Genomic DNA, 26,652 nt, shown 5'->3' with positions numbered 1-26,652 from the left:
TAATTATGATCAGTTCTATACAAGAACCTAACGAACTGCAAAAACGTTTGCAGGGATTTTATCGTGCTGATGAAAAAAGTTACGTGCGTTATCTTGTGGAAAAGATAGAACTTTCGGCTGATTCAAAAAATAGAATTTACAATATTGCAAAACAAGTTGTCGAAAAAATTAAAGGCAGTAAATTAGGCATCATAGATTCTTTTATGCAACAGTACTCGTTTTCCAACGAGGAAGGAATAGCGCTGATGTGCATTGTTGAATCACTACTTAGAATACCAGACGATTATACGATAGATCAGCTAATCAAAGATAAAATTGCTAATCAAGAATGGAGTAAACACTTAGGACGTTCTTCTTCGTTATTTGTTAATGCTTCTACGTGGAGTTTAATGATAGGAAGCAGTATACTAAGGAGAAATGGAGAAGATCCAAAATTTTATCATGTAATCTCTAGATTACTTAAAAATTTAGGAGAGCCAGTAATCCGCAAAGCAGTAAAACAAGCGATGTTAATGCTTGGTAAGCATTTTATTATTGGGGAAACTATAGAGAAAGCATTGGAAAATATAGAGTCAGATGATCATAGCAAGTATTTATGCTCTTTTGATATGCTTGGTGAAGCTGCTTGCACATCTGAGGATGCAGAAGAGTATTTTAATTCCTATATGCATTCAATAAAAGCCATAGGTGAATCTACTGATACGAGTGATTACTTTAAGTCTCATGGAATCTCAATCAAATTATCTTCATTACACCCACGTTATGAGTTCAGCCAATTTGATAATATAGCCGAAGAACTTAGAAACAAAGTATTGGAGCTTTGCCATGAAGCAAAAAAGTACAATATTTCATTATGTATAGATGCAGAAGAATCAGAAAGGCTTGAGATGTCATTAGTTTTATTTGAGCAATTGCGTCTTGATGAGTCACTTTCTCAGTGGGAGGGGCTTGGCTTGGCTGTACAAGCGTATCAAAAACGTGCTTTATCTGTTCTTGATTTTATTGAGGATGTTGCTATTCGATCAAAACATAAAGTGATGGTGAGACTTGTGAAAGGAGCATATTGGGACTCAGAAATCAAGCGTGCACAGGAATTAGGATTAAGTGGTTACTCAGTGTTTACTAGGAAAAGCTACACAGATGTATGCTACCTTGCTTGCGCACAGAAACTTTTAAGCAAAGCAAGTCACTTTTATCCATGCTTTGGAACTCATAACGCTTATACTTTTGCTACTATAATAGAGCTTGCTGATAAAAATCACCCTGGATTTGAATTTCAACGTCTACACGGAATGGGTAAAAATCTGTATGATTATGCAATGTCAGAACTGGCAACAAACGTTAATTGCCGTGTATATGCTCCTGTTGGTAAACATAGTGATTTATTACCATACCTTATTAGACGCCTTCTTGAAAATGGAGCTAATAGTTCATTTGTCCATCAAATAAATGATTCTAACATTAAAATTGAAGAGTTAGTTTCAGATCCATTAGAAAAAGCTAAAAGCTTGGAGTATGAACCTCATCCGAGCATTCCATTGCCACAAGATATTTTTGGAGAGGAAAGGAAAAACTCTTTAGGCATGGATATCAGTGATTCAGTGACGGTTTCACAATTTGCAAACGACATAGAAGAATTTAGTCAAAAGAAATGGCAGGTTGGGCCGATAGTAAGTGGAGAGTTGCTATTTGGTGATACTGAATTTACTGAAGTAGTTAACCCAGCACATTTGGAAAGCGTGATCGGAGAGGTATCAAGTGCAACAAGTAGTCAGGCCTTAAACGCTCTTGAAATAGCACATAGTGCTTTTGCTAAATGGCAGAGTGTTTCAGCAGAGGAACGTGCTCAGTGCCTTGAAAGAGCTGCAGACTTGATTGAGGAAAAGATGAAAGAGCTGATTTACATTCTAATTGTGGAAGCAGGAAAGATTTTATCTGATGCAATAGCAGAAGTAAGGGAGGCAGTTGACTTTTTACGTTACTATGCAACAGTAGCAAAAAATGAGCTAAATAACTGGAAAAAATTGCCAGGCCCAACGGGCGAAGATAACTTTATCTTTTTTGAAGGTAGAGGGGTTTTCCTATGCATATCACCATGGAATTTTCCACTTGCTATCTTTATTGGGCAGGTTGCAGCCGCACTTGCGGCAGGCAATACAGTACTGGCGAAACCGGCAGAGCAAACGCCAATTATTGCTTGCGAAGCTGTTAAGATACTACACGAGGCTGGGATACCAAAAGATGTACTGCATCTTATTCCAGGGGATGGCCAGTATTTGGGTAAGACATTGGTGCCAGATAATAGAATCTCCGGTGTAGCTTTCACTGGTTCAATGCAAACTGCTCAAACAATTAATAGAATGCTTGCCAGCAGGGATGGTCCTATTGTACCACTTATTGCTGAGACCGGTGGATTAAATGCTATGGTTGTTGACAGCTCTGCTCTCTTGGAGCAAGTTACTTCAGATGTTTTACTTTCCGCATTTCGCAGTAGCGGCCAACGTTGTTCTGCGCTTAGAGTGTTATTTATTCAGGAAGATATAGCAGAAAAACAGATAAGGATGATATGCAGCGCAGCTCAAGAATTGAAGATCGGTGATCCAATACAGCTCAGCACTGATATTGGCCCAATAATTGACAAAGCATCTATTGATATGCTAACTAAACACACGGAGAAAATGTCAAGAGATAAAGATTCGAGCCTCCTATCGAAGGTGCCCGTAGATACAAGTTCTCATAACGGTTATTTCTTTTCTCCATATATTTATGAGATACAAAAAATTTCACAATTAAAGCAGGAGGTGTTTGGTCCCATTTTACATATAGTACGTTTTGATAAGTCACAACTAAATGAGGTTATAAGTGACATAAACAGTACAGGATATGGGCTTACGTTTTCTTTACAAAGCCGCATACAAAATCATATCAATTTAATAAGCAAAAAAGTGTCAGTTGGAAATGTGTACATCAATCGCAATCAGATAGGCGCAGCAGTTGGTGTACAACCATTTGGTGGTAGAGGGTTATCTGGCACTGGGCCAAAAGCTGGTGGTCCTAATTATTTACACCGTTTTTCTACAGAAAAGGTTGTAAGTGTCAATGCTACAGCGTTTGGCGGTAACGCTACACTTATGTGCTTGGATTAATTTGCAGAGATATTTTCTTTCTTTTAAAAGTGGGCTTCTTGTATAACCTAAACTCAGGTTATCAATACTGTGGTAGTCAGAAGTGTGTAGCTCAGTAGCTCAAAAATAAGACCAATCCGGTAAATAGGCGTTTGTGGGAGTAGAGATCATTTTGTGATTTTTCTTTACTAGGTCCACTAAATATAGTTTAGAGTTACTCTGTGATTCTGTTTTTGTAAAGATGATTCCCCTACCGTTTGGTAGCCATGCTGGAGATTCGATTTTATATCCTTCTGAGAGTAGACGTTCTTCTTTACCGTCTGGCTTCATGACCCCTATGTAAAATTTTCCCGATTGGATTTTCGTAAAGGCTATCAACTCTCCTTTCGGTGACCAAACAGGTGTAGCATATTTTCCACTGCCAAAACTAATTCTCTTCGGTTTTTTATTTTTTTTAGTAAAGTCGATTATGTATAGCTGCTGACTTCCACTTACATCAGAACTAAAAACCATATATTTCTGATCTGGAGAAAGAGATGGAGAAGTGCTTATCGCTGAACTTTTAGTAATTTTTTTCGTATGTTTGCTATTTAGATCTAGAGATAGTATGTTTGTTTCACCATTGGATGAGTGAGAGATTAAAAGAGATTTTCCATCAGGAGAAAATCTCGGAGCAGAGATGACTCCCTCGAATACACTAACTATTGACTCAACATCGTCTTTCAAATTTCTCAGTATTATATAGCTCCTACCATCCAAGTATGAGATGTAAACAATGCTTTCTCCACTGGGAGAAAATCTCGGTGTTGATACAAATCTATCACCGTTTGTTAAGTATTTTACATCACTTCCATCTTGATTCATAACAGCAATTTTGCGTATGGACTTATAGTTACTGTCTTTTTCTTCAGCAATGTAAGCTATCTTCGTGTTAAAGTGCCCCCTCTCACCAATTAATCTATCATGTATTGCATCTGAAATAAGATGGGCAATTTTTCTCCAGTCTTTTGCAGGGAAAACAATTGATTGAGTAAATAACTCCCTTTTTGTGAAAGCATCAGACAAACGCAATGATAGCTTTAAGGTTTTACTTGATACCTCACTTAAGCTAATTGTAGCTAATGCATCGCTTTTCCAAGATTTAGACGATGTAGTTTCCGTACCACGTTTTACATTAAATAAGCCACAATCAGATAAGTTTGTCTCAATTATTTTTGTAATGCTCTCGCTTAATTCACTTTCTAACTCTGTTTTACATGCGCATTTGGAAACGACAAGGCCAATGTTACTAACGCTGTTTTTTCTTATGTCAACATATAGAGCAGCTTTAGTAAAGCAAGGAATAAATAAAGAAAAAAGTAATACTAGCTGAATGAGCAACTTTATTAGATTTCCTACTTTACTCTCTGTCATCTCAGCAAATATTTATTTTGGAGTTAAACTGCGCAACAAGCGATGTCATAAGAATGGCTAATACTGAACTTCTCGTGTTACAGTAGAATAAGGACATGACATTAATTTCTGGTGTCATTCCAGTGCCAAGCACTGGAATCCAGAAATTTGACTGTAAGTAGGCGCACTGAGATGGTAAGCATAAAAGTAGCTGTTTTATGCTAAAACAAACGTCTTTGACGAGGTTGCACGAAAAACTGGATCCCAGTGCTCTGACACTGGGATGACACCTTCCTGGTGGAGATTGTCCTAAAGCTATAGTGTTTGTACAGTTGTACTCATGAGCAGTGGGATGACACCCCTCTGGTAGACTCAGATCACAATGTTCATATAGTTGTGTGCTTTGACACTGATTTTTTTTTACGGATTCCAGCATTGCGTACTGGGATAACATCAAAGAGTACATTGTCAAATTCCTACTCAAATAATGGTTGATATAAAGAGGTCTATTTCATACCTGTTCTATCTGAACCTCAATTATAGGCCTTTTTAGTAAATATTCCTTTAAGATACTAAATATTGAGCTTTCAATCTTATTCCTTATTTTTTTTGTCGACTGTAAACTAAACGCTGACTCAACCATTTTTATTATCCTTTGCATGATTGCTGTATCTTCTGATATTTCAAAAACACCTGGTGCGAATACTTTTGGTTTCGCAAGCAATTTATTTTTCCTATTGACAACTGCTGTTACTACAATGGCTCCTGCATCTCTCATCTTCTTACGCATTTTTATGACATTACTTTCTGGGTAGCGCAGTAACATACCATCAACACCAAAGTAATCAACATCAATTGAATCAACTTTTTCTCCGCTTTCCAGATTAACGATATCGCCCGGTGCGATCATCATTGCTTTTTTCACACCGCATTCCTTAGCAAATTTTACATGTGCGTGAGTGTGGATATATTCACCATGCACCGGAATAGCTATCTCAGGTTTTATCAAAGAATACATTTCTTTTAGCTCTGCTCTCACTGGGTGTCCGGAAGCATGAACATTCTCTGTTTTTTCAGTAACAACTTCTACCCCCATTTCGATAAAAGCGTTGAGCATGTTATGTGCGCGAGTTTCATTTCCAGGAATGATTTTTGATGAAAAGATCATTGTATCACCCTGCTGCATTTTGAATGCATGATGACTCTTGTAAGCAAGCTTTGAGGTTGCTGCCATTGGCTCACCTTGGCAACCAGTGCAGATTAATAATAGCTTTTCTCTTGGTAAATCTGCTACATCTTTTGCTTCAAGGAACTGGAAATCAGTTAAATAACCACTATCTTGTGCAACTTTTACTATTCTCCATAAAGACCTTCCAAGCAGAACGACTTTTCTATCTAGTGCGTTTGCAGCTTGGCTTATCGTCTCAATCCGTGCTACATTTGAAGCAAATAGTGCCACAGCAACTAGTTTTTTAGAGCGCTTTATTACATTATAGAGATTATTATAAATTTCACCTTCTGATTCAGGATTATGTTTACTTAATATGTTTGTTGAATCACAAATTGCTGCAAGCAAATCACCTTGGTCGCCAATTTCCTTTAAACGACTTACATTAGAGGTTGAACCAACAACAGGCTTCGGATCAAATTTCCAATCGCCAGTATGAAGCGCGCTACCCACATCAGTGCTAACCAATATTGAATGTGCTTCAGGAATTGAGTGAGTTACGTTTATAAACTCAACAGTGAAAGGACCCAAGTTTATGCTGCCGTTTATATCTACCTCTTCCACAGGCACCATACCCTCTAATCGAAATTCCTTCAGTTTCTCTTTGAGAAAATTAACTGTGAACTTTGTTGTATATATGGGACATTGCAATTCTTCCCATAAGTAAGGTACTGCACCACAGTGATCTTCATGTGCATGCGTAATTATTATTCCAAGTAAATCCTTTTTTCTTTGAGCAATAAAGCTTACATCAGCAATTAATAGCTCAATACCTGGCATAGTTTCATCTGCAAAACCAATACCAAGATCAATCATAATCCACTTATCTTGGTAATGATATAGGCTAACGTTCATTCCAATTCTGCCTATTCCTCCAAGTGGAAGAAATAAAAATTCATTTTTGTTTATGTTCATTAATTTTAAATTATTAAAATGTGAGAATAGCAAAACTTCAGCTTTAAATAAAGGCATTTGTTACTTTTGCATAACCCTGGAAGGGTTCAGGCAATAGCGTCAACTTAAGAGCTTTCCTTAGCAAACTCTTCTAAAGAGATGATGGCGTTTGGGCTTATCTACCTTATTGCAGTTATAGGGAAAACACAATCACTGACATTTTTCCTTAAGTTGACGCCATTGGCTGAACGTATACGATTCTTTAATATCCATTCATTCAATTCCAGCACACCATTTTTTATAATATACATTATTTTCGATTCTGTATAAAAATGAAAATAAGGCTTAGTAGCTGACATTGGGATCCAGTCTTTTTTTCACTGGATTCCAGCATCACGTGCTGGAATGACACCCTTTAATGAAAATAAAAAACCTCTTATTTTCGATTTTGCGTAAAAATGAAAATAAGGCTTAGTAGCTAACACTGGAATCCATTCTTTTTTTCACTGGATCCCAGTGTCGCGTGCTGGAATAACACCCTTTGTTGTAAATTCACTTTTACTCTATGGTTATCTTTTTATACTACCTTGTCTACCTTATTTTGCCACTCTGCTGAATAGACAATGGCTTTGACTTAAGAGCCTTCCTTAGCAAACTCTTCTAAAGACATGATAGCATTGTTTATCTACTTTATTACAGCTATAGGGAAAACACAATCACTGACATTTTTCCTTAAGTTGACGCCATTGAGGGTTCAGCCCTTCACATCATCTTAAATTCATACTGACTACAAAAATTGCTTTTAAGCGTAGTTAACTGCTTGACTTTGCCTAACTAATATTCCAAATTGTAAAAAAGTAAATGGTTCTATGGCAACAAGTCTATTACAAGGCAAAAAGGGGTTAATAACCGGGATAATAAATAAGAGGTCGATAGCGCATGGTATAGCAAAAACTCTCTTGGAGCATGGGGCAGAACTTGCAATCACCTACCAGAATGAAACAATAAAAGAAAAATTGTTACCTATAGCAGATGAATTAAATGTGGAGCTAATATTACACTGTGATGTTGCAAATGAGGGAACTATAGATGATGTTTTTAAGGTAATAGAAAAAAAATGGGGCACGCTCGATTTTTTGGTACACGCGATTGCATTCTCTGATAAGAATGAATTAAGTGGCAGGTATGTCAACACTTCACTGAACAACTTCCTCAACGCAATGCATATATCGTGCTATTCTTTCACTGCTTTAGCACAAAGGGCTGAAAAAATGATGCCAAATGGTAGTAGTTTACTTACTTTGTCTTATTATGGCGCTGAAAAAGTTATGCCAAACTACAATGTCATGGGTTTATGTAAAGCAGCACTTGAAGCAAGCGTAAAATATATGGCGTGCGATCTTGGACCTCAAAATATCAGAGTAAATGCAATTTCTGCTGGCCCAATCAGAACTTTAGCATCTTCTGGAATAAGCGATTTCCATTTCATATCAGAATGGAATAGAAACAATTCTCCACTTAGGCGTAACACCACAATAGAAGATGTTGGAAAGGCAGCACTGTATTTATTAAGTGACTTAAGTAGCGGCACCACTGGAGAAATTCTACATGTTGACTCAGGATACAATGTAGTAGGAATGAAGATAAGCGATTCAAGTACAACTCAAAGTTGATGGGCAAGTACAAAAAAAGCCTTTTGAAAATTGGTAATATGATTTATAATTACCTACATGGATTTTAAATACTCTATGCTCAAAAAGTTAGCCTGGTACTGGTCCTTTGTAGAATTGATTAAAGGGTTCACTATTACATTGAAATATATGTTTAAGCCAAAGGTCACGCTAAGGTATCCTATGGAGAAAGGACCTCTAAGTCCAAGGTTTCGCGGTGAGCATGCATTGCGTAGGTATCCAAATGGTGAAGAACGGTGCATAGCTTGTAAATTATGTGAAGTTATCTGTCCTGCCCAAGCAATAGTTATTGAAGCAGAGGAAAGAGAAGATGGCAGTCGCCGCACTACGCGTTATGATATTGATATGACAAAGTGTATATATTGCGGACTTTGTCAGGAGGCATGTCCAGTCGATGCAATTGTTGAGGGTCCCAACTTTGAGTTTGCAACAGAAACAAGAGAGGAGCTAATGTACAATAAAGAAAAGTTATTGCATAATGGTGAAATTTGGGAAGAAGCAATTGCACTAAGGCTGAAAAAGAATAGGCCGTATTACTAATGTCAAAAAGTTACAGTACGAGAGCTCTGTCATTCCAACGTCCTTCTATGCCATACCAGCACGTGACACTGGTTCTTTCTTTCTGGTCACACGCACACCTATACGAATGTTACAGATTTGAAGGCAAAAGTACAACAAATGGTGTCATCCGAGTAGCGGATACTGGCATCCAGTTTTTGGCAGTCTCGCTGAAAATGCTGTATAGTGGGCTTGTTTACGATCAGCCTTGCTGGATCCCAGTGTTAAACACAGAGTTGTACAAACATTGTGATACAAAAGTAGTTTTTACCAAGAAATATGTCATCCCAGTGTCCAGACACTGGGATTCAGCAAACTTAATTTTAAATGAGCACAGCAGATGGCTATATAATAGAAACTGGATTCCAGTGTCAAGCACTGGAACGACATCAATCGTTAATGTCTTACACTTACTCTATTGCTCTGTGGAGTATTTGAATAATTGTGCTTGTATTTGGATAACAACAAAAGGTATGATAAATGATTAGACTTACTTTTCCAACTGAACAAAAAGTAGAAGAATACAGCGGTAGAGTCACTGGTTTTGACATATTACAACCAGATGTTTTAAAGGAAGCAGTTGCCCTAAGGGTGAATGGTGAGCTGTATGACCTCTCACGCGAAATTGAATCTGATACAGAGATAGAAGTAATACGGTCCAGTGACGAAGTGGGTTTGAATATAATAAGGCACGATACTGCTCATATAATGGCTCAGGCAATAAAAGAGCTCTTTCCTGATACTCAGATTACTATTGGTCCGACAATTCAGGATGGTTTCTACTATGATTTTGCTACAGATCGTACCTTTACCACGGATGATTTTGCTGCAATAGAAAAGAAAATGAAAGAAATCATAAAAAGCAATCACAAATTTGTTCGAGAAGTTTGGACGCGTAAGCAAGCAATAGATTTTTTTAGCAGTATAGGTGAAAAATATAAGGTTGATATTATCTCCTCCATACCGGAAAGTGAAAATCTCACTGTTTATAGACAAGGTGATTTTGTCGACTTGTGCCGTGGTCCGCACTCGCCATCAACAGGTAGAGTCAAAGCGTTTAAACTCATGAAAGTTGCAGGAGCATATTGGCGTGGTGATGCTAATGGTCCAATGCTACAGCGAATATATGGCACCGCGTGGCAAAATAAGGATGAATTAAATGCTTATCTTAAGCGTTTGGAGGAGGCGGAAAAACGCGATCACCGCAAGATTGCTAAGGATATGGACTTATTTCACATCCAAGAGGAAGCTGTGGGGCAAGTTTTTTGGCATGAACAGGGATATATCTTATATAATGTGCTTGAGTCTTATATAAGAAAAAAATTAATAAATCACGGCTATTTTGAAGTAAAAACGCCTATTTTAGTAAGCAAAGAGCTATGGGAGAAATCAGGACATTGGGATAAATTTCGTGAAAACATGTTTATTGTTGATGAGTCTGGGGATAAAAAGCTAGCAATAAAACCTATGAATTGTCCTTGTCATGTGCAGATTTTTAACTCTCACACCAAAAGTTATCGCGGTTTACCAATACGTATGGCGGAGTTTGGTACATGTCATAGAAACGAAAGTTCAGGTTCATTGCATGGACTGATGAGAGTGCGTGGTTTTACGCAGGATGACGCGCACATTTTTTGCATGGAGGAGCAGATTAATTCTGAAACTGTAAAATTTTGTGACCTTGTAAAAGAAGTATATTCAGAGCTTGGGTTCAATGAAATCTCCGTGAAATTTTCAGACCGTCCAAATGTTAGAGCAGGAGATGATGAAGTGTGGGATAGAGCTGAAAAAGCGCTACTTGAAGCTGTCAGAGAAGCAGGTTTAAACTATGAGCTTAACCCTGGTGAAGGTGCATTTTATGGCCCAAAATTAGAGTTTGTTTTGAAAGATGCAACAGGTAGAAATTGGCAATGTGGAACGTTGCAAGTTGACTTCATTTTACCAAAGCGCCTGGAGGCTTTCTATATAGGAGCAGACGGACGAAAGCACCACCCTGTTATGCTACACAGGGCAATTCTTGGAACTTTTGAACGTTTTATTGGAATTTTAATAGAGCATTATGCAGGAAAATTTCCACTGTGGCTTGCTCCAACGCAACTTGCTATTCTAACTGTCACAAATGAAGCTGACAGCTATGCTACAGAAATTAGTAGTGCTTTAAAAAAACAAGGCATTAGGGTTAAAACTGATTTAACCAATGAAAAAATTAGTTATAAGATACGCTTGCATAGTTCAAATAAGGTTCCTATATTATGGATTGTAGGTAAAAATGAGGTTGCAAACAAAACTGTGTCAGTGAGAAATTTAGGATCAGAAAAACAAGAGTCTTTTTCTTATGAAAAAGCTGCTGAGTTGCTATTAAAAAATGTTAATTTGAGTTAAGGGAGTTAGAATTTGCAAATTAAAAAAAATAGAATTAATGAATTCATCACAGCCAGGGAAGTACGTCTAGTTGATCAGGACGGCAAAATGGTTGGAATTGTGTCAATAGAGCAGGCTTTAAGATCTGCACGGAATGTTGGTTTAGATTTGGTAGAAATTGCACCTGACTCAACTCCTCCGGTATGTAAAATACTAGACTACAGCAAACAAAAGTATGATGCAAAAAAGAAGGCAAGCGAGGCAAAAAAGAAACAAAAAACATTAACTATAAAAGAGGTTAAGCTGGGTCCCAATATTGGCGATCATGATTATGAAACAAAGTTGCGCCAAACGAGAGACTTTCTTGCACATGGGCATAAAATCAAGGTTACAATGAAATTTAGGGGTAGGGAGCTCATAAATACTGAGGTTGGACTGGAAAAATTAGAACGGTTAATTAGAGATACCGATGATATTGCAAAGGTAGAGCTGGCACCTAAACGAGAAGGGAATCAATATTTTTTGGCTTTGGTTGCTAAATAGTGAAGTTTGTTTACGTGAGAACCGTTTATCGGTTTTCACTTCAATTGACAGAACATTTTTCTTTTATCTCAATAAAGACATAGAAGGCTGGTACAGCACTATAACTAGGTATATGGGGCTAAAGTGTGATTAAAACATGAGAAATGTAATCGCAGGAAAAACTTCACCAATCAACTTTTTTGTCTGTGGCTTTAATTTGAAGCACAGATATCAAGCTGATTAACGCGCAGGCAGTAAGATAAATGCCTGCTGCAAGCATTGTTTCAGTTTTTTCTATAAGCCACATGCATATCGATGGAGAAAGACCGCCAAAAATACCTGCAGATATATTGTGTGCTAAGCTAAAGCCAGTGCATCTAACTTTCGTTGGAAACAATTCACAAGCAAGAGAATTATATATTCCAAAAGACGCACCTATTGGTATGCTCATCAATAGAAAAGTTAGTGCTACAATGTAGTGGTTATCGTAAGATAATAGCGAAAACGCCGGTAAGCTGACACAAGCTAAAACTACTAATATAGGAATCATCACGCTTTTCCTACCCACTTTGTCAGACAGTGTTGCAAGCAACACTGCAGATACTCCAAATGTGATTTCAACCATAATCCTTACTACATTTTTAATATCAATGCCTGAAAGGGTAAATTCTTTTACGGATATGTTATAAAACATGATTGCTGAATAAACGATTGCATTTTGGGCGATGCCAAGCCCGACTGCTATCAAAAATGCCCTTTTATAGTCTTTGATTAATTCTAGAAATGGAGAATGAGATAAACTCTTATTTTGATCATGAGTTGTATATGCCAGGCTTTCTTTTATTATGTACCTTATTAAAAAACCTATTACGCCCATAACGGAGCAGAAATAAAAGAGCAGTCTCCAACCCCAAATTTCATAGTTTTCGCCTGTAAATTTTTTACAAATAGCTATCATTACAAAGCATGTAATAGAACCAAGAGCACCACTAAAAGCTTTCATGCTACCCAAAAAGCCTAGATTTTTTTTATCGACCGAATGCTCTATTAAAAAGGCTGAGTTGATACTCGTTTCTCCACCTGCTGCCATTCCCTGTGTTATTCTACAAAGCAAAAGTAATATAGGAGAAAATATTCCTATTGCTCTAAAACTCGGTATAACTGCAATTGCAGTAGATGATATTGAAGCTAATATTACGGAAATTAGCAAAATTCTCCTCCTTCCGTGCTTATCTCCAATGTAACTAAAAATAAGTGCACCAAGTGGTCTAAACCCAAATCCAATTGCAAAACAGCCAAGAAATTTGATTGTGCTTAAATAATCATTTTCTGAAGGAAAAAAAACATTGCTTATTATATGCGTCAAAACCCCAAATAGAGTTAACTCATACCCTATAATCATGTTACAGATTATGCCCGATAGTATTGCTTTTTGGATGTTATTCATGATTTCTCAGTTTAATATAATCTATGGTACTTAGTTAATGACCTGCAAAGATAATTCATGTAAATGTCTATTGTCTACCTCAGAAGGAGCACCCATGAGAACATCTTCACCTTGCTGATTCATAGGAAAACAGATTACCTCACGAATGTTTGGCTCGTCAGCAAGCAGCATCACCATTCTATCAATTCCTGGTGCTATTCCGCCGTGAGGCGGCACTCCGAATCTAAATGCACGCACAAGCGCACCGAATTTTGTATCAACTTCCTCCTTGCTATAACCCGCAATGGTAAAAGCTTTGTACATAATATCCAATTTGTTATTGCGGATTGCCCCGCTTGAGAGTTCTACTCCATTACAGACAAGATCATATTGATATGCAAGGATATCTAGTGGATTTTTTTCTTCTAAATCTTTCAAGCCGCCATGAGGCATAGAAAATGGGTTGTGAAAGAAATCAATTTTTTTGCTTTTATCGTCATATACGAAATATGGAAAATCAATAACCCAACAGAACTTGAAGATATTGTCATCTATAAGGCCTAGTTCTGACCCTAAAAGAGAGCGTACTTTTCCTGCGATTGTTGCTGCTTCATTTTCTTGATCAGAAGCAAAGAACACGCTATCCCCAGGCTCTACATTCGTTATTTTCCTTATGCGACTTAACCTATTGTCATCAAGGAATTTAGCAATTGGCCCTTTTGCAGTGCCATCTTTATCAAATGTTATATATCCAAGACCTTTGGCACCGAATTCTTTTTGCGCATGTTCTATTTTTTTATCAAAAAAGCTACGTGATTCCTCTGCTGTTTTGGGAGCAGGAATAGCTCTCACTACCATACTACGTTCAATATTGCTTTTGAAAATATTGAACTCTGAATCACGAAAAATTTCTGTAACATCGCTGATCAATAATGGGTTACGCAAATCTGGTTTATCAGAGCCATATTTGAGCATTGCCTCTTTGTATGTAATGCGTGGAAAATCTTTATCGACAGACTTGCGAGAAAATTTGGCGAACACTTTATATAAAGCAGATTCAATAATATCGAATATGTCTTCTTGAGTCACAAAAGACATTTCAAGGTCTAGCTGATAAAATTCCCCAGGAGAACGATCAGCCCTTGCATCTTCATCACGAAAACATGGTGCAATTTGAAAATATTTGTCAAATCCCGAAACCATGAGCAACTGTTTGAAAATCTGTGGAGCTTGTGGCAATGCATAGAATTTACCAGGGTTTAGCCTGCTTGGCACTAGGTAATCGCGTGCTCCTTCAGGGGAGGAAGCCGTGAGTATTGGAGTTTGAATCTCCAACAATCCTTGCTCTATCATGAGCCTGCGGAGTTCTGCAATGACTTGTGAGCGCAAAATAATGTTGTTGCGGGTCTTTTCACGCCTTAAGTCAAGAAAACGATATTTAAATCTCATGTTTTCTGGGTATTCTTGCTCGCCGGTAATGCTTGCCAATATACTTCTTTCTTCTTTTGCTATTTCTTCATCCTGGTGGAACTTAACTTCTGATTCGACATGCAAACTGCTAACTATAACCTCAATTTCTCCAGTGGAAATAGAGCTATTTACTGTATCTTCAGTTCTAGCTTCAACTGTTCCCGTAACAGTAATTATACTTTCTGATTTTAAATTTGATATTTCATCAAAAAAATCTTTATCGTTATTGAACACTAGCTGAGTAATCCCATAGAAGTCTCTTAAATCAACAAAAATCAGATTACCGTGATTGCGCTTGCGGTATAACCATCCAGAGAGGGTAACCTCCTTCCCTACATCACTCCTCCTTAGTTCGCTGCACGTATGAGTTTTATAGCAGTTCATATTTGTTTGGTCACTTAGAATTCTTAAAAAGTATAGAAATAAACCTTATTACATACAAGCCCATTCGCTAGATATTTGTAAATTTTTAAAATAGCAGGGAAATTTTGGTATCCATTCATCGAATAGTGTCAACTTAAGGAAAAACATCAGTGATTGTATTCTCTCTATAGCAACGATTTTGAAGTCTAATATTGCCTCTTACTATCATCCTTTATATCGCCTTTCCGTGCAAAAAATTGCAAAATTCCTATAGTTGTGGTATAATTATAGATAACGCTTGCAATAAGCTGAGTACGAGACATGCCGTTCGAACAAATCGTTACATATGGTGCAACATTACTTGCTATAGCTGCAACATTTCTCTTTTTAAGGAAAATATACAGAAATCGGATTAGGAAAATCATATTTCCTAGAAGAGTCCTTAAAGAAGAGTGGGAAGAAAACAGAAAATTTAATGAATTATATCAAAAAAACAAGCAAAGAGAGTTTATAAAACATCAAGAAATGCTACGCGAAAAGCAAAAATATATACAGGTTTACAAAGAAGATCTAGAAATAGTTGAAATTGCAAAGCCAGTAGGTAAATGGACAAAAATGGTCATGATGGGTAATGGTTTAATGCAGCGTCTTGCACAACTTATACAGAGAGAAGGTGGACAGAAAGGGTTTTGGGAGCTTTTTGTAAAAGCTCAGGCTTCCACTCGGGGTAAACATAAAGGGAAAGGCAGGTAATGTACCCGTTATATAGCCTATCTTCTAATATTAAACTTCCTGAATTATGTTAAGTTTTACAGCCAGTGTTGCCTCAGACACAAGGATGTCATCCCAGTACTTGACACATGATTGTACGAGCATTTGTTTGTAAAGGTAATCTATACAAAAAATGGTGTCATGCTTGTGCTTGACACTGGGATGACACAATTGGAGCTACAGGGATGGACACCTGCAGATTACCTGCTGATTGCAATGTTCGTACAGCTTTGACCATAATGCAAGAAGTCTATCACCACTAAGATAAGCCTTATTTTCATTTTTATACAGAATCGAAAATAAGAGGTTTCTAAGATGTATGGTCCCAGAGTGTGGTGGTAAGGATTGAGTATAAATAAATCAGGAGACTGTGTCCACTGAGAACATATAAATTCAAAAGGAGTAAGACCATTAAGAGTTTTAAGTCTTTTAGCGTAATTGTAGGCCATAACAAAGTCATAAAGATGATCTTTGAGTTGTTGATGTGACCGATAATAATATTTCTTTACAGTAGCATTTTTTAAAGTTTTGTTCATACGTTCAACTTGCCCATTCGTCCAAGGATGGCTGATTTTTGTTAGACGATGTTCAATGTCATATTCTTGACAAACTCTATCAAATATGTGTTGGAAAGATGACGCTTCTGATTGGTAAATTGTATGCCGTTGTCGGTCAAAACGGTGTGAATTTTATACGGTAGAATTTTAATCAAATGACGTAAAAACTGAGCAGCTATGGGTTTTGTAGCACTTTTATGTAACTCAACATAAGTAAATTTGGATGTTCTATCTATAGCAACAAATAGATATAGTTTTCCCTTCTCTGTTCTAACTTCTGCAATATCAATATGGAAATATCCTATAGGATATTGTTTGAACTTCTTTTTTGTTTTAGCTTCACCATCAACATCTGGTAGTCTACTAATGTTATGCCTTTGTAAACAGCGATGCAAGCTAGAACGAGTTAAGTGAGGAATTGTAGACTGCAAGGTATAAAGGCAATCATCTAATGGTAGAAGTGTATGCTTGCGAAATGCAACAATTACAGCTTCCTCTTCCAGAGTTAAGATAGTTGATCTTGGATGCTTTGGACCCATATCAGCATCTTGGGTAAATGAGCGTTTTCTCCATTTTATAATAGTTTTAGGATTTAGGTTATAATATTTGGAGAGCTTTGCTATGCTCTCTTTACTATTTTGTATTGCTCTACGAATTGCCTCTGTTGTTCGGGCGCACCCATGTAATACTTGTCCCATAACTCCTCCTTCGATGGTATTTTTTTCTCATATTTTATCATACCATCACTCTCTGGGACCATACATCTTATGTTTATCCACGCAAATAGATAAAGCTTTATTTTCATTTTTACGCAAAATCGAAAATAAGAGGTTCTTATGCTCATCTACACAAATAGACAAAGCTTTATTTTCATTTTTACGCAAAATTGAAAATAATGTATACTATAAAAAATGGCGTGCCGGAGTTGAATGAACGGATACATTTTTATGAGAAACACAAATGAGCAGAGATTTATTATCTAAATTTCTATGGACTGCTTGTGTTACGCCTTTTAATTGTAGCGGAGATAGCATAGATTATCGCAGTTTGCAGCGTTTACTTACAATGCAAGCTGAAGCCGGAAATGGTTTAGTGTTGCTGGGCAGTACAGGTGAAAGCTTGTCGCTCACTGATTCTGAAAAATGCACCTTAGTTAACTTTGTACGTGGACTGGAATTAAACACGAAAATTATAGTCGGTGTACCAGGAGTGAATTTACATCAGACTCTTAGGTGGCTTGACTTTTGCAAGGATATGCCTATTCATGGGTATCTAATGACCACTCCTATCTACACAAAACCTGGAATCATGGGGCAGACTCTATGGTTTGAAAAGCTACTCGAGAAAGCACACGTCCCAGTTATGCTTTATAACATTCCTTCGAGAGCAGGGGTCAGTCTTTATCCTGAGACTGTACATAACTTATCCGGCCATGAAAGATTTTGGTCTATTAAGGACTCAAGCGGAACTGTCGATACTTTAATTGAGTATAAAAAGGTTGCCCCAAACATTGAGGTTTTTTGTGGAGATGATAATATGATATCTGATATGGCTAATAATGGTGTAGCTGGTTTGGTTTCCGTTGCTTCTAATGTTTGGCCACGTGTAGTACATAAATACGTTAAGCAATGTCTACACGATGAACCCCATTTACTTTCGTTCCAGCGTGCAACACTGAAATCTAGAAAAAAAACAACTACTCAAATGACAGAAGATGGCATAAAAAGCTTAGCAGATATTTGGCAACAAGCCTGCAAAGCCCTATTTATTGCCAGCAATCCAATACCTACTAAAGCACTTTTGCATGATATTGGACTCATAGAACACAAAACTGTCCGTCTACCTCTCAGCACAGAAGACTTACCCTGTATTGAAACATTAAGGCAAGTTAATGCTTGGGTGGAAGAAATTGATCAGTGATTATGGTGTAAGTATCTGTTCAGGAACGTGGCTAATGTGCGAATATTGAAGCAAAAGTGGTGTCATCACAGTAGCCTCTACGATGTCATTCAAGTAGTTCTTTTCTTGTCATCCGAGTAGCGGACACTGGGATCCATTCTTTTTTTTCACTGGATTCCAGCGTCACGTGCTGGAATGACACCCTTTGTTGTAAATTCACTTTTACTCTATGGTTATCTTTTTATACTACCTTGTCTACCTTATTTTGCCACTCCGCTGAACAGATACGGGTGTAAGGTCATATTTTTATTGCCCATATGATTGGGTACAGTTTTGCAAAATTGCTCAAATAAAAAAATTTTTAAAAACGTAGTTAATATCTTGAGAACCATCCATCATAGAGAGGATTTTCTTATTTTTTCCTTGTTTTCAGATTCATTTCTAACAATCTTTTTTCCACTGAGTATATCTTTGATTTCATCTCCAGTTAAGGTTTCAAATTCCAGTAGATTTTCAGCGATAAGTTCTAGATCCTTGCGACGTTTAGTCAATATATCCTTTGCTTTTTCATAACATAAAGACACTACTCGTTTTACTTCTTCATCTATTAGCTTCAGAGTGTCCTCAGAAATTATATCAGAACCATGTATATTTTGTTCGCGACTATGATATATTGGTCCTACCTTATCGCTCATCCCCCATTTTGTTACCATAGCGCGTGATAAATCAGATGCTTGTTTTATATCTGAAGATGCGCCACTTGTGACTTTATCATAACCAAAAATCAACTCTTCTGCCACTCTTCCACCCATGGCAACAGTAATATCTGCTATCATTTTTTCTCTTGTATGAGATACTCTGTCTGTTTCTGGTAATCTCATAACCAAACCTAATGCTCTACCTCTTGGAATGATAGTTGCTTTATGTATTGGATCAGAGGCAGGCATATTAACAGCAACTATTGCATGACCAGCTTCATGGTACGCAGTAAGCCTTCTCTCCTCTTCTGTCATAATTAAGGATCGTCTCTCTACCCCCATCATCACCTTATCACGCGCATACTCAAAGTCATCCATAGTAACAATTTTCTTGTTCCTTCTTGCAGCAATAAGCGCAGACTCATTTACCAAATTTGCTAAATCAGCTCCTGAAAAACCTGGTGTGCCCCTTGCAACTGTTTTGACATTTACATCTGGTGCTATTGATATTTTCTTTATATGTGTATTGAGTATCTTTTCGCGTCCATTTATGTCTGGTAAAGAAATAGTAATCTGTCGATCAAAACGACCAGGTCTAAGCAGTGCTGGATCTAAAACATCTGGACGGTTAGTTGCTGCAACTATTATCACACCTTCATTAGATTCAAAGCCATCCATTTCAACTAATAACTGATTTAATGTTTGCTCCCTTTCATCATTGCCACCACCAAGACCAATACCACGATGTCTACCCACTGCATCTATCTCGTCTATAAAGATTATGCAAGGAGCATTTTTCTTGCCTTGATCAAACATGTCGCGAACACGGCTTGCACCAACACCGACAAACATTTCGACAAAATCAGATCCGGAAATGCTAAAAAATGGCACATTAGCTTCACCTGCAATTGCACGAGCAAGTAAGGTTTTGCCAGTGCCAGGAGAACCAATTAGGAGACATCCTTTTGGTATTTTCCCACCTAATATCTGAAATTTTTGTCTTTGTTTTAGAAAATCAACAATTTCTACTAGCTCTTCTTTCGCCTCATCAATTCCAGCAACATCATCAAATGTCACTTTTTTTCCGCTAGTCATAAGCCTAGCTTTTGATTTGCCAAAGCTTATGGTTCTGTTGCCTCCTGCTTGCGTTTGTTTCAAAAGGAAGAGCAATAAGCCGATAAAGATAAATGTTGGGATCCATTGAATGAGCAATCCGCCAATGATGCTCATTGCAGAATCTCCAGTCGAAAAAGAGAATTTTACTTTTCTATCATGCAAATTTTTTATTAAGTCACTATATATAATGCCATTTGAGCTAAAACTTGATCCATCTCTAAACTTGCCTTCAATGCTCTGATTTCTTATAATAACATTTTCTATATCGTTATCTTCCAGTCTAGTTAAAAATTCTGAAAAAGGTATTGTTACCCTACTTTTACCTATATTCCCGCTGAATTGAATATAAGCAACCGAAATAAGTACAACTATTACTAACCAAATCAATAAACCTTCTAAAAATCTTTTCATTGTTACTTTCAACTAGATATCAATTAAGTTTACCAGATTTTGCCTTATTATGCTATTAGTAATGAATCGAATCTTATCATCATTGATACTCCCTCCGTCATAATAACCTATACAAGGATAAGCTAATACCTTTCTATTTTTTTGCACCACAGGCAAGGAGTAGAAAACTTCAGGGCAGCAATCAGAATCCTTTAAAAATTTAGGAATCTTCTGTGTTTTCTTCAGCGGAGCAATAGTTACTGAACACTCCTGATTTCCAGGTATCGTACAGCTAAATCTGTTATCCCATTCAATAGAGCCATTTAATGGCAAACTTACAGGTACTTCTTGTATTTTTGATGATTCTCTAATTACTAATATGCTTTTTCTACACTTTCTTATTTTACATTCGGAAAGCATACAATTAACATTGATGTCCTTTTGCAATATTTTGTTAAATATTGCAATCAGGCTATTATACCTTGGCTTATAGTATTTACTACTGATTAACATTATGGAGTAAAGAAGGAGCCTCAAGGCTATTTCTTCTGGCAATTTGTAAAATTCACCTAGTTTGATTTCAATGTAACCAAGATCATGAATATTAACACATTCATTAAACGCAAGACGTGTATAATGCATCAGTGCTTTTGTAGCCCTTTTCATGTGAAGAGCTGTGAGACATATGCGCTCTGTTAAAACTTCTTGATTATCACTTGCTTTAAACAAGTTACGGTGTAGTGTGCGCCTGTATTTCAAATTCTGATTGCTTTTATCTTCAATCCATCTCAATTGATGGAGATTTGCATACTCCTCTACTTCGCTGCGACTAAAACTTAACAATGGCCTCAGTATATAAATGCCATTAAAAAGAGATTTGTAATCCATAGATGATAATCCATCTATGCCACTACCGCGCTCAAGCCTGAGTAGAAATGTTTCTGCTTGATCGTTTTTGTGATGGGCAATAAACAGATACTTAATATCGTTATTTTTACACCATTCTGTTAGCAGACTATACCGTGCTTTTCGTGCCTGTAGCTGGACATTGCCTTTGATATTTTGCTTTTCCCAGTTTAATATAAATGATTCCTTTATTCCAAGCTCTTTTGCATAATTTGTAACAAACTCGGCTTCTTCTTTAGCCTCTGGGCGCAACCCATGATTTACTGTTAATGCTACAGGAAGTGGATACTGTCTTTTTTTTGCCCAACTAACCATTAAATGTAATAAAGTTATACTGTCAATACCACCTGACACGGCAACTGCAACTTTATTGTTATAGATGGCAAAACTGTAGATTATGTTTTGAAACAACAACTCTAACTCCATTGTGTCTCTCGCATAATCTGCTTCGTTAAGTTAACTATATAAGGTGGGACTTACTGGATTCTAACCACGCTAGCTATATCCTTTTATGTCACTCCTCCTTACTTTTATAGTCCCAGTACCCTTTCTTTAACACCACCTAGCCTCTTTCTTTATGCTATCCCAGTGCTCAACACTGGGATCTAGCCTTCAAAACAAGAAACTATTTTTTTGCTCCAGAAAATGAAAACTCCACCCTACGATTTTTAGCATGTTGTTTTTCATACTTGGAATTCTTAGAATCATCTTGTACATAAACCAGAGGTTCAGTCTCACCCCTAGAAGCAGTTTTTATTCTACTTTCTAAATAGGGCGCACAACTCACCATAAATTTCTTAGCTGCATCTGCCCTTCTCTCACCTAGTGCAACATTGTACTCGTAGGAACCACGGTTGTCAGTGTGACCAGTTACAGTAACCTTCATATCAGGGTTGTTTTGCAACACTTCCATTACATCGAGCAGCACATCTGCGCTTGCCTCTCCTATATTAGATTTATCATAATCGAAGAAAACTCTTTTTTCACCTATCTGTTTAACAACAGAGTTCATTTTACTTGCTGTGTGTACTCCCTTTTTCGGGCAGGAACTTACACCGGTAAGCAGTAAACAAAAACAGCACATTACAACTAATCTACTCCACATTACTAAACCTCCATAAATTTTAAAATAGTGCGTAACTTTAGTATTTAATAATCTCCCTATATCAGTCTAGTCAAGAAAAATAAAATACTAAATACTTTTCTACAATCTTACAATTAATTTTCTAATAAGATGCTGGACTTTTGATAAAAAAATCTAGTAAAAGCGTAGTATATACAATTTTTTGTTGTGCTTTGAGTAAATATACTTTTAACTGTATTGTTAATCTATTACGATGTTAAACAGATGTTTTCTAAAAAATGAACAAATATGGAGTCTTGTAAGTTCTTAGAGGGAGTATTGTATAGGGTAAGGAATATCGAAAATACGCTAAAAGTACTAAGCCAAAGTCAGTTAAACGTAGAAGATAAAGTTGAGCAAATGGGTCTTCTAGAAGAAATTAGACATGAGATTATCTCTCACGACATAGTAAAAGAGTCGTTAGCAGAAGCAGGTGTTGTTGGTAGCAAAAAAAGTGCTAATAATTGGCAACTGAAGTTAATAGAAAGGATGAATAAAAGCAGTAGTGCTATTTCCTTTGATTTAGTCAGATCTTTATCTAAAGCCAAAGTCGAATGCCAAAATTTATGGAGATTGTCTCAGTCTGAGACTGGTAACTTAAAAAAATTAAAAGAGCGCTTTGCTGATTTAGTTAAGCTCATTCGTGAAGTAGCTTCTATAAAGTCACAACAGTTAAAATGTTCAAAATATGACTCGCTACTTGCTGACTATGATTCCGATATTACAGAAAAAGATATAAGAGAAATCTTTCCTAAGGTGGGCAGATTTTTTAGCGAAAATGTAGATAAAGTAATTGAAAAGCAGAAGAAAGATAAAGCTATTCATATACAGAAAGTTGCTACTCACAAGCAGATTGAGCTTGGCTCGGTATGTTTACAGAAAATGGGCGTTAAATTATGCCATGCTTCTTATTATGGCTCCATAGATTATAACGAATCTGATTTTTGTTGGGGGTTGTTTTTACTTTTACGACATAGTGGTTATGAAATTTATCAAAAATGCTTGACACAAAACTCTATAAGTAGCCCAACTGAGCAACGTGTTATATATGAAACCCAAGGGTTATTTATGGAAAGAATGATCGGGACTTCTAGAGAATTTATTGAATTTATTCAACCTTACATAAAAGAGAAATTTACTATAAAAGGTAAAACTAATGCAAAAGCCAGCAGTGTTGAGAATTTGCACTTGATTTTCAATAAAATCAATCTTTCTTCCTCTTTGAAAAATGCAGATGAATTTAGTCTGTTAGCTCACATTATGCTGAGAACTAAATTAGAACAGGATATGATAGATGGTAGATTGGAAGTAAAAGATCTACATGATGCATGGTTGGATGGTATGAAGCATTATAAAATTCCAGTCAAAGCTGAAAATGAGTTAGACACTTATTTTCAAGATGAATATTGGGCAAGCGGAATTATGGGATATTTTCCTATTAAAATTATGGCTTTAGTTGCCGCTGTGCAGGTTTTCTCTTTTATTAAAAGAAATCATTATGAATTTCTAGGTTCCATAATAAAGGGAGATTTTAGTTTACTTATTGGTTGGTTATCTCAAAATATATATAGTACAAAATGCGGTTCTTCGGATCTGCTAAAAAAAGTAACAGGTAGGAGGTTAGATGTTGAATGCTGTACCAGCTATTTGTCCGAAAAGTATAATTTATCTCAATAAGTGGTTTTCTTGAGTTGTGATATGAAATTTTTTCAGAAATTAACCAGAAGGTTTTGTAGTCTTTTCACTTTTAAAGGTTTATTTGCCAGTGATATTGCCATAGATCTTGGCACTGCAAACACTGTAGTTTATCAAAAGAATCAAGGAATAGTACTTGATGAACCTTCAGTTGCAGCAAGAATAAAGGAAAAGGGCGGTTATGTTCCCTATGCTTTCGGTAAAAAAGCTAAAATGATGCTAGGAAAAACACCTGGAGAAATAGAGGCAATAAGGCCGCTGAAAGACGGTGTTATTGCTGACTTCAAAAGTGCAGAAGAGATGTTAAAATATTTCATACGCAGTGCAAATACAAAACTTACTGTCAATAAACCTAACATTATAATATGTGTTCCATCCGGATCCACTCCGGTTGAAAGGCGTGCTATACAAGACGCAGCAGAAAGTGCAGGTGCAAATGAAGTGTTTTTAATTGAAGAACCAATGGCTGCGGCAATTGGAGCTGGCCTTCCGGTTACCGAGCCTGAGGGTTCCATGGTTGTTGATATAGGAGGTGGCACAACTGAAGTTGCAATTATTTCTTTAGGAGGGATTGTTTATTCACGTTCTGCCAGAGTGGGTGGCGATATTATGGATGAGGCAATAAGGTCATACATTCGTGAAAATCATAAATTATTGATCGGTGAGACAACAGCTGAAAAGATTAAGAAAAGCATAGGTTCGGCTAGTTTACCAAGTGAAAACAATAAAGAAGGCATGATGGTAAAAGGCAGAGACTTAGTGAGCGGTATGCCAAAAGAAATGCTTTTATCAGAATATCAGGTTGCAGAAAGTTTAATAGAGCCTGTACATCAAATAATTTCTGCCATTAAGACAGCGTTAGAGAGCACTCCTCCTGAGCTTTCTTCTGACATAGTTGATAAAGGGATAGTTTTGTCTGGTGGTGGTGGGCTATTACGCAATCTAGGGAAAGTTATTAGTGAAACAACGAAATTGCCAGTACGTGTAGCAGACGATCCGCTTTCTTGCGTTGCTCTAGGCAGTGGTAAAGTACTTGAGAACATGGATTATTTTAGTCATGTTTTATTTAAACAAGATTAATTACGATTCGGCTATTGAAATTTTTTTTAAGGTTCCCAGAAAATATTTCTTATTGTAAAGCTAGGCACAAATTGCACTAATCCTTTCAATTTTCATATTGTTCTGTACAATATCTATTTGGCAGAATCTAATATTGAGATCGTAGCGGTATGATGTATAGAGATCTGAGTCTATGTTAGCTATATTTAATGAATTTATTTAGCCGTGCTAAAAGAATTTGAAATTGAGCCTTTGTTAAGAGATAAAGCTCCACATCAAACCAAAGCTGTGGTTGCAATGTCTGGTGGAGTTGATAGTTCTGTTGCTGCAGTTCTTCTACATCACCTTGGATATCAAGTGATAGGTGTGACTCTTCAACTATATGGCAGTGATGGTAATGCGAGAAAAGGTGCATGCTGTGCTGGACAGGATATCTATGATGCAAAGCGTGTAGCTGAAAGTACTGGTTTTCCTCATTATATCCTAAATTATGAGGAAATATTTAAAAAGGAAGTAATAGAAGATTTTGCAAATACCTATATGCGCGGAGAAACTCCTATACCGTGCGTAAAATGTAATCAAACAGTAAAATTTCGCGATCTATTACAGGTTGCAAAAAATCTTGGTGCGGATGTGTTAGTTACAGGACATTACGTGAGAAGGTCAGAAGAGAATGGCAAGGTCAAGTTGTGTAGAAGCATTGATAAAAGTAAAGATCAAAGTTATTTTCTGTTTGCTACAACAAAAGAGCAGCTGAAGCTTTTGAGATTTCCGCTTGGTAGGTTCTACAAATGCAATGTAAGAAAATTAGCAAAACACTTTGGTTTGCTAATTTCTGAAAAACCAGATAGTCAAGATATATGCTTCGTTTCCAAGAGCTATAGCAAAACAATAGCTGAGCTGGCTCCACAGTCCATGCAAAAAGGCAAAATTGTGGATATAAATGGAAAAGTACTAGGCGAGCATAATGGCATAGTGAATTTTACGGTGGGACAAAGAAAAGGCTTGGGTATTGCACACAGTGAACCTCTTTACGTGATAAAAATTAATACAGAAAATAAAGAAGTTGTAGTGGGTCCAATCGATGCATTAATACAAAGAAAAGTATTGGTAAAGGAGTTAAATTGGTTAGAACAACCAAGGGAAGGTATGGAAGTAACTGTGAAGCTCAGGTCATCACATGTGGGAAGTTTAGCAACAATATATCCAACTGCAGGACAAAACAAGGCCTGTATTATTTTAAACGACGATTACTTTGGTATCAGTCCCGGCCAAGCTTGCGTAATGTACAAAGATGAGCAAGTTATTGGCGGTGGATGGATATGTTCTTAACTAAGGAAGTGAATATCAAGGTCAGTTTGTCATTTTTTCCTTAACACTTAATGGGAGTGTGAACCCTTTTCCTGCT

At 36.8% G+C, this 26,652-nt stretch carries 21 protein-coding genes and 1 pseudogene; 11 read left to right on the top strand and 11 right to left on the bottom strand.

All coding sequences use genetic code 11. The annotated features are described in order from the left end of the window. Nucleotides 1-5: 5 nt before the first annotated feature. Entirely contained in the window at nucleotides 6-3,146 is a 3,141-nt protein-coding gene (gene putA / locus HF196_RS02415) for a bifunctional proline dehydrogenase/L-glutamate gamma-semialdehyde dehydrogenase PutA (RefSeq protein WP_168455663.1), read from the top strand. A gap of 99 nt (nucleotides 3,147-3,245) precedes the next feature. On the opposite strand, the gene HF196_RS02410 is transcribed toward putA, so the two are convergent. From HF196_RS02410 to HF196_RS02395, 4 genes are all read right to left on the bottom strand, one after another. Next, nucleotides 3,246-4,511: a Tol-Pal system protein TolB gene (locus tag HF196_RS02410; protein ID WP_168456266.1), complete on the bottom strand. Its 1,266-nt coding sequence runs from the start codon at nucleotides 4,509-4,511 to the stop codon at nucleotides 3,246-3,248. Nucleotides 4,512-4,539: 28 nt separating this feature from the next. Then, complete coding sequence (locus HF196_RS02405) at nucleotides 4,540-4,983, bottom strand: hypothetical protein (protein ID WP_246198601.1); 444 nt, start codon at nucleotides 4,981-4,983, stop codon at nucleotides 4,540-4,542. Nucleotides 4,984-5,028: 45 nt separating this feature from the next. Further along, complete coding sequence (locus tag HF196_RS02400; protein ID WP_168456265.1) at nucleotides 5,029-6,660, bottom strand: ribonuclease J; 1,632 nt, start codon at nucleotides 6,658-6,660, stop codon at nucleotides 5,029-5,031. Between the two features lie 158 nt (nucleotides 6,661-6,818). After that, nucleotides 6,819-6,998: a hypothetical protein gene (locus HF196_RS02395; RefSeq protein ID WP_168455662.1), complete on the bottom strand. Its 180-nt coding sequence runs from the start codon at nucleotides 6,996-6,998 to the stop codon at nucleotides 6,819-6,821. Nucleotides 6,999-7,508: 510 nt separating this feature from the next. Here HF196_RS02395 and HF196_RS02390 point away from each other — a divergent pair. The 5 genes from HF196_RS02390 to infC all read left to right on the top strand — a co-directional run bounded on the left by HF196_RS02390 (nucleotide 7,509) and on the right by infC (nucleotide 11,792). After that, on the top strand, nucleotides 7,509-8,312 hold the full coding sequence (locus HF196_RS02390; protein WP_168455661.1) for an enoyl-ACP reductase FabI: 804 nt from the start codon (nucleotides 7,509-7,511) through the stop codon (nucleotides 8,310-8,312). Nucleotides 8,313-8,387: 75 nt separating this feature from the next. Further along, nucleotides 8,388-8,870 (top strand): NADH-quinone oxidoreductase subunit NuoI, encoded by a 483-nt coding sequence (nuoI, locus tag HF196_RS02385; protein ID WP_168455660.1) that lies wholly within the window; start codon nucleotides 8,388-8,390, stop codon nucleotides 8,868-8,870. After that, nucleotides 8,870-9,376: a WPE palindromic element domain-containing protein gene (locus HF196_RS02380; protein WP_168455659.1), complete on the top strand. Its 507-nt coding sequence runs from the start codon at nucleotides 8,870-8,872 to the stop codon at nucleotides 9,374-9,376. Before nuoI ends, HF196_RS02380 begins: the two co-directional genes overlap by 1 nt. Further along, the gene (thrS, locus tag HF196_RS02375; RefSeq protein ID WP_168455658.1) at nucleotides 9,369-11,270 is read left to right on the top strand and encodes a threonine--tRNA ligase; all 1,902 of its coding nucleotides are present in this window, start codon (nucleotides 9,369-9,371) and stop codon (nucleotides 11,268-11,270) included. The genes HF196_RS02380 and thrS overlap by 8 nt, the downstream gene beginning before the upstream one ends. A gap of 12 nt (nucleotides 11,271-11,282) precedes the next feature. Continuing rightward, complete coding sequence (infC, locus tag HF196_RS02370) at nucleotides 11,283-11,792, top strand: translation initiation factor IF-3 (protein ID WP_168455657.1); 510 nt, start codon at nucleotides 11,283-11,285, stop codon at nucleotides 11,790-11,792. Nucleotides 11,793-11,955: 163 nt separating this feature from the next. On the opposite strand, the gene HF196_RS02365 is transcribed toward infC, so the two are convergent. Both HF196_RS02365 and aspS read right to left on the bottom strand, forming a co-directional pair. Further along, the gene (locus tag HF196_RS02365) at nucleotides 11,956-13,218 is read right to left on the bottom strand and encodes an MFS transporter (RefSeq protein ID WP_168455656.1); all 1,263 of its coding nucleotides are present in this window, start codon (nucleotides 13,216-13,218) and stop codon (nucleotides 11,956-11,958) included. 30 nt (nucleotides 13,219-13,248) lie between these two features. After that, nucleotides 13,249-15,051: an aspartate--tRNA ligase gene (gene aspS / locus HF196_RS02360; protein WP_168455655.1), complete on the bottom strand. Its 1,803-nt coding sequence runs from the start codon at nucleotides 15,049-15,051 to the stop codon at nucleotides 13,249-13,251. Nucleotides 15,052-15,351: 300 nt separating this feature from the next. On the opposite strand from aspS, the gene HF196_RS02355 reads away from it, so the two are divergent. Continuing rightward, nucleotides 15,352-15,783 carry a hypothetical protein gene (locus HF196_RS02355; RefSeq protein ID WP_168455654.1) on the top strand — a complete coding sequence of 144 codons (432 nt, stop codon included), beginning with the start codon at nucleotides 15,352-15,354 and terminating at the stop codon, nucleotides 15,781-15,783. 335 nt (nucleotides 15,784-16,118) lie between these two features. Here the strand turns inward: HF196_RS02355 and HF196_RS02350 are convergent. Then, a pseudogene (locus HF196_RS02350) lies at nucleotides 16,119-17,056 on the bottom strand (IS481 family transposase); the annotation flags it as partial. 262 nt (nucleotides 17,057-17,318) lie between these two features. Between HF196_RS02350 and dapA the strand changes: the two are divergent. Beyond that, nucleotides 17,319-18,278: a 4-hydroxy-tetrahydrodipicolinate synthase gene (gene dapA, locus HF196_RS02345; protein ID WP_168455653.1), complete on the top strand. Its 960-nt coding sequence runs from the start codon at nucleotides 17,319-17,321 to the stop codon at nucleotides 18,276-18,278. An 85-nt stretch (nucleotides 18,279-18,363) separates the two neighbouring features. Here dapA and HF196_RS02340 read toward each other — a convergent pair whose 3' ends face one another. The 4 genes from HF196_RS02340 to HF196_RS02325 all read right to left on the bottom strand — a co-directional run bounded on the left by HF196_RS02340 (nucleotide 18,364) and on the right by HF196_RS02325 (nucleotide 22,472). Further along, nucleotides 18,364-18,477 (bottom strand): WPE palindromic element domain-containing protein, encoded by a 114-nt coding sequence (locus HF196_RS02340; RefSeq protein ID WP_168455652.1) that lies wholly within the window; start codon nucleotides 18,475-18,477, stop codon nucleotides 18,364-18,366. A gap of 175 nt (nucleotides 18,478-18,652) precedes the next feature. Beyond that, the gene (gene ftsH / locus HF196_RS02335) at nucleotides 18,653-20,482 is read right to left on the bottom strand and encodes an ATP-dependent zinc metalloprotease FtsH (RefSeq protein WP_168455651.1); all 1,830 of its coding nucleotides are present in this window, start codon (nucleotides 20,480-20,482) and stop codon (nucleotides 18,653-18,655) included. 12 nt (nucleotides 20,483-20,494) lie between these two features. Beyond that, a complete protein-coding gene (gene tilS / locus HF196_RS02330) occupies nucleotides 20,495-21,793 on the bottom strand; it encodes a tRNA lysidine(34) synthetase TilS (protein ID WP_168455650.1) in 1,299 nt (432 codons plus the stop codon). A 199-nt stretch (nucleotides 21,794-21,992) separates the two neighbouring features. Beyond that, nucleotides 21,993-22,472, bottom strand: coding sequence for an OmpA family protein (locus tag HF196_RS02325; RefSeq protein WP_168455649.1), 480 nt, complete (start codon nucleotides 22,470-22,472; stop codon nucleotides 21,993-21,995). Nucleotides 22,473-22,739: 267 nt separating this feature from the next. Here HF196_RS02325 and HF196_RS02320 point away from each other — a divergent pair, with 267 nt between their 5' ends. From HF196_RS02320 to mnmA, 3 genes are all read left to right on the top strand, one after another. Further along, entirely contained in the window at nucleotides 22,740-24,167 is a 1,428-nt protein-coding gene (locus HF196_RS02320; protein WP_168455648.1) for a carboxypeptidase M32, read from the top strand. 21 nt (nucleotides 24,168-24,188) lie between these two features. Then, nucleotides 24,189-25,265, top strand: a complete 1,077-nt coding sequence (locus HF196_RS02315) for a rod shape-determining protein (protein WP_168455647.1) — start codon at nucleotides 24,189-24,191, stop codon at nucleotides 25,263-25,265. Nucleotides 25,266-25,469: 204 nt separating this feature from the next. Further along, nucleotides 25,470-26,576 carry a tRNA 2-thiouridine(34) synthase MnmA gene (gene mnmA, locus HF196_RS02310; protein WP_168455646.1) on the top strand — a complete coding sequence of 369 codons (1,107 nt, stop codon included), beginning with the start codon at nucleotides 25,470-25,472 and terminating at the stop codon, nucleotides 26,574-26,576. The last annotated feature ends 76 nt before the right edge of the window (nucleotides 26,577-26,652 follow it).

The sequence above is a fragment of the Wolbachia endosymbiont of Ctenocephalides felis wCfeJ genome, from assembly GCF_012277315.1.
Classification (GTDB): domain Bacteria; phylum Pseudomonadota; class Alphaproteobacteria; order Rickettsiales; family Anaplasmataceae; genus Wolbachia.
Note: the sequence above shows the minus strand (reverse complement) of the source record. Positions and strands in the feature narration are given on the sequence as shown.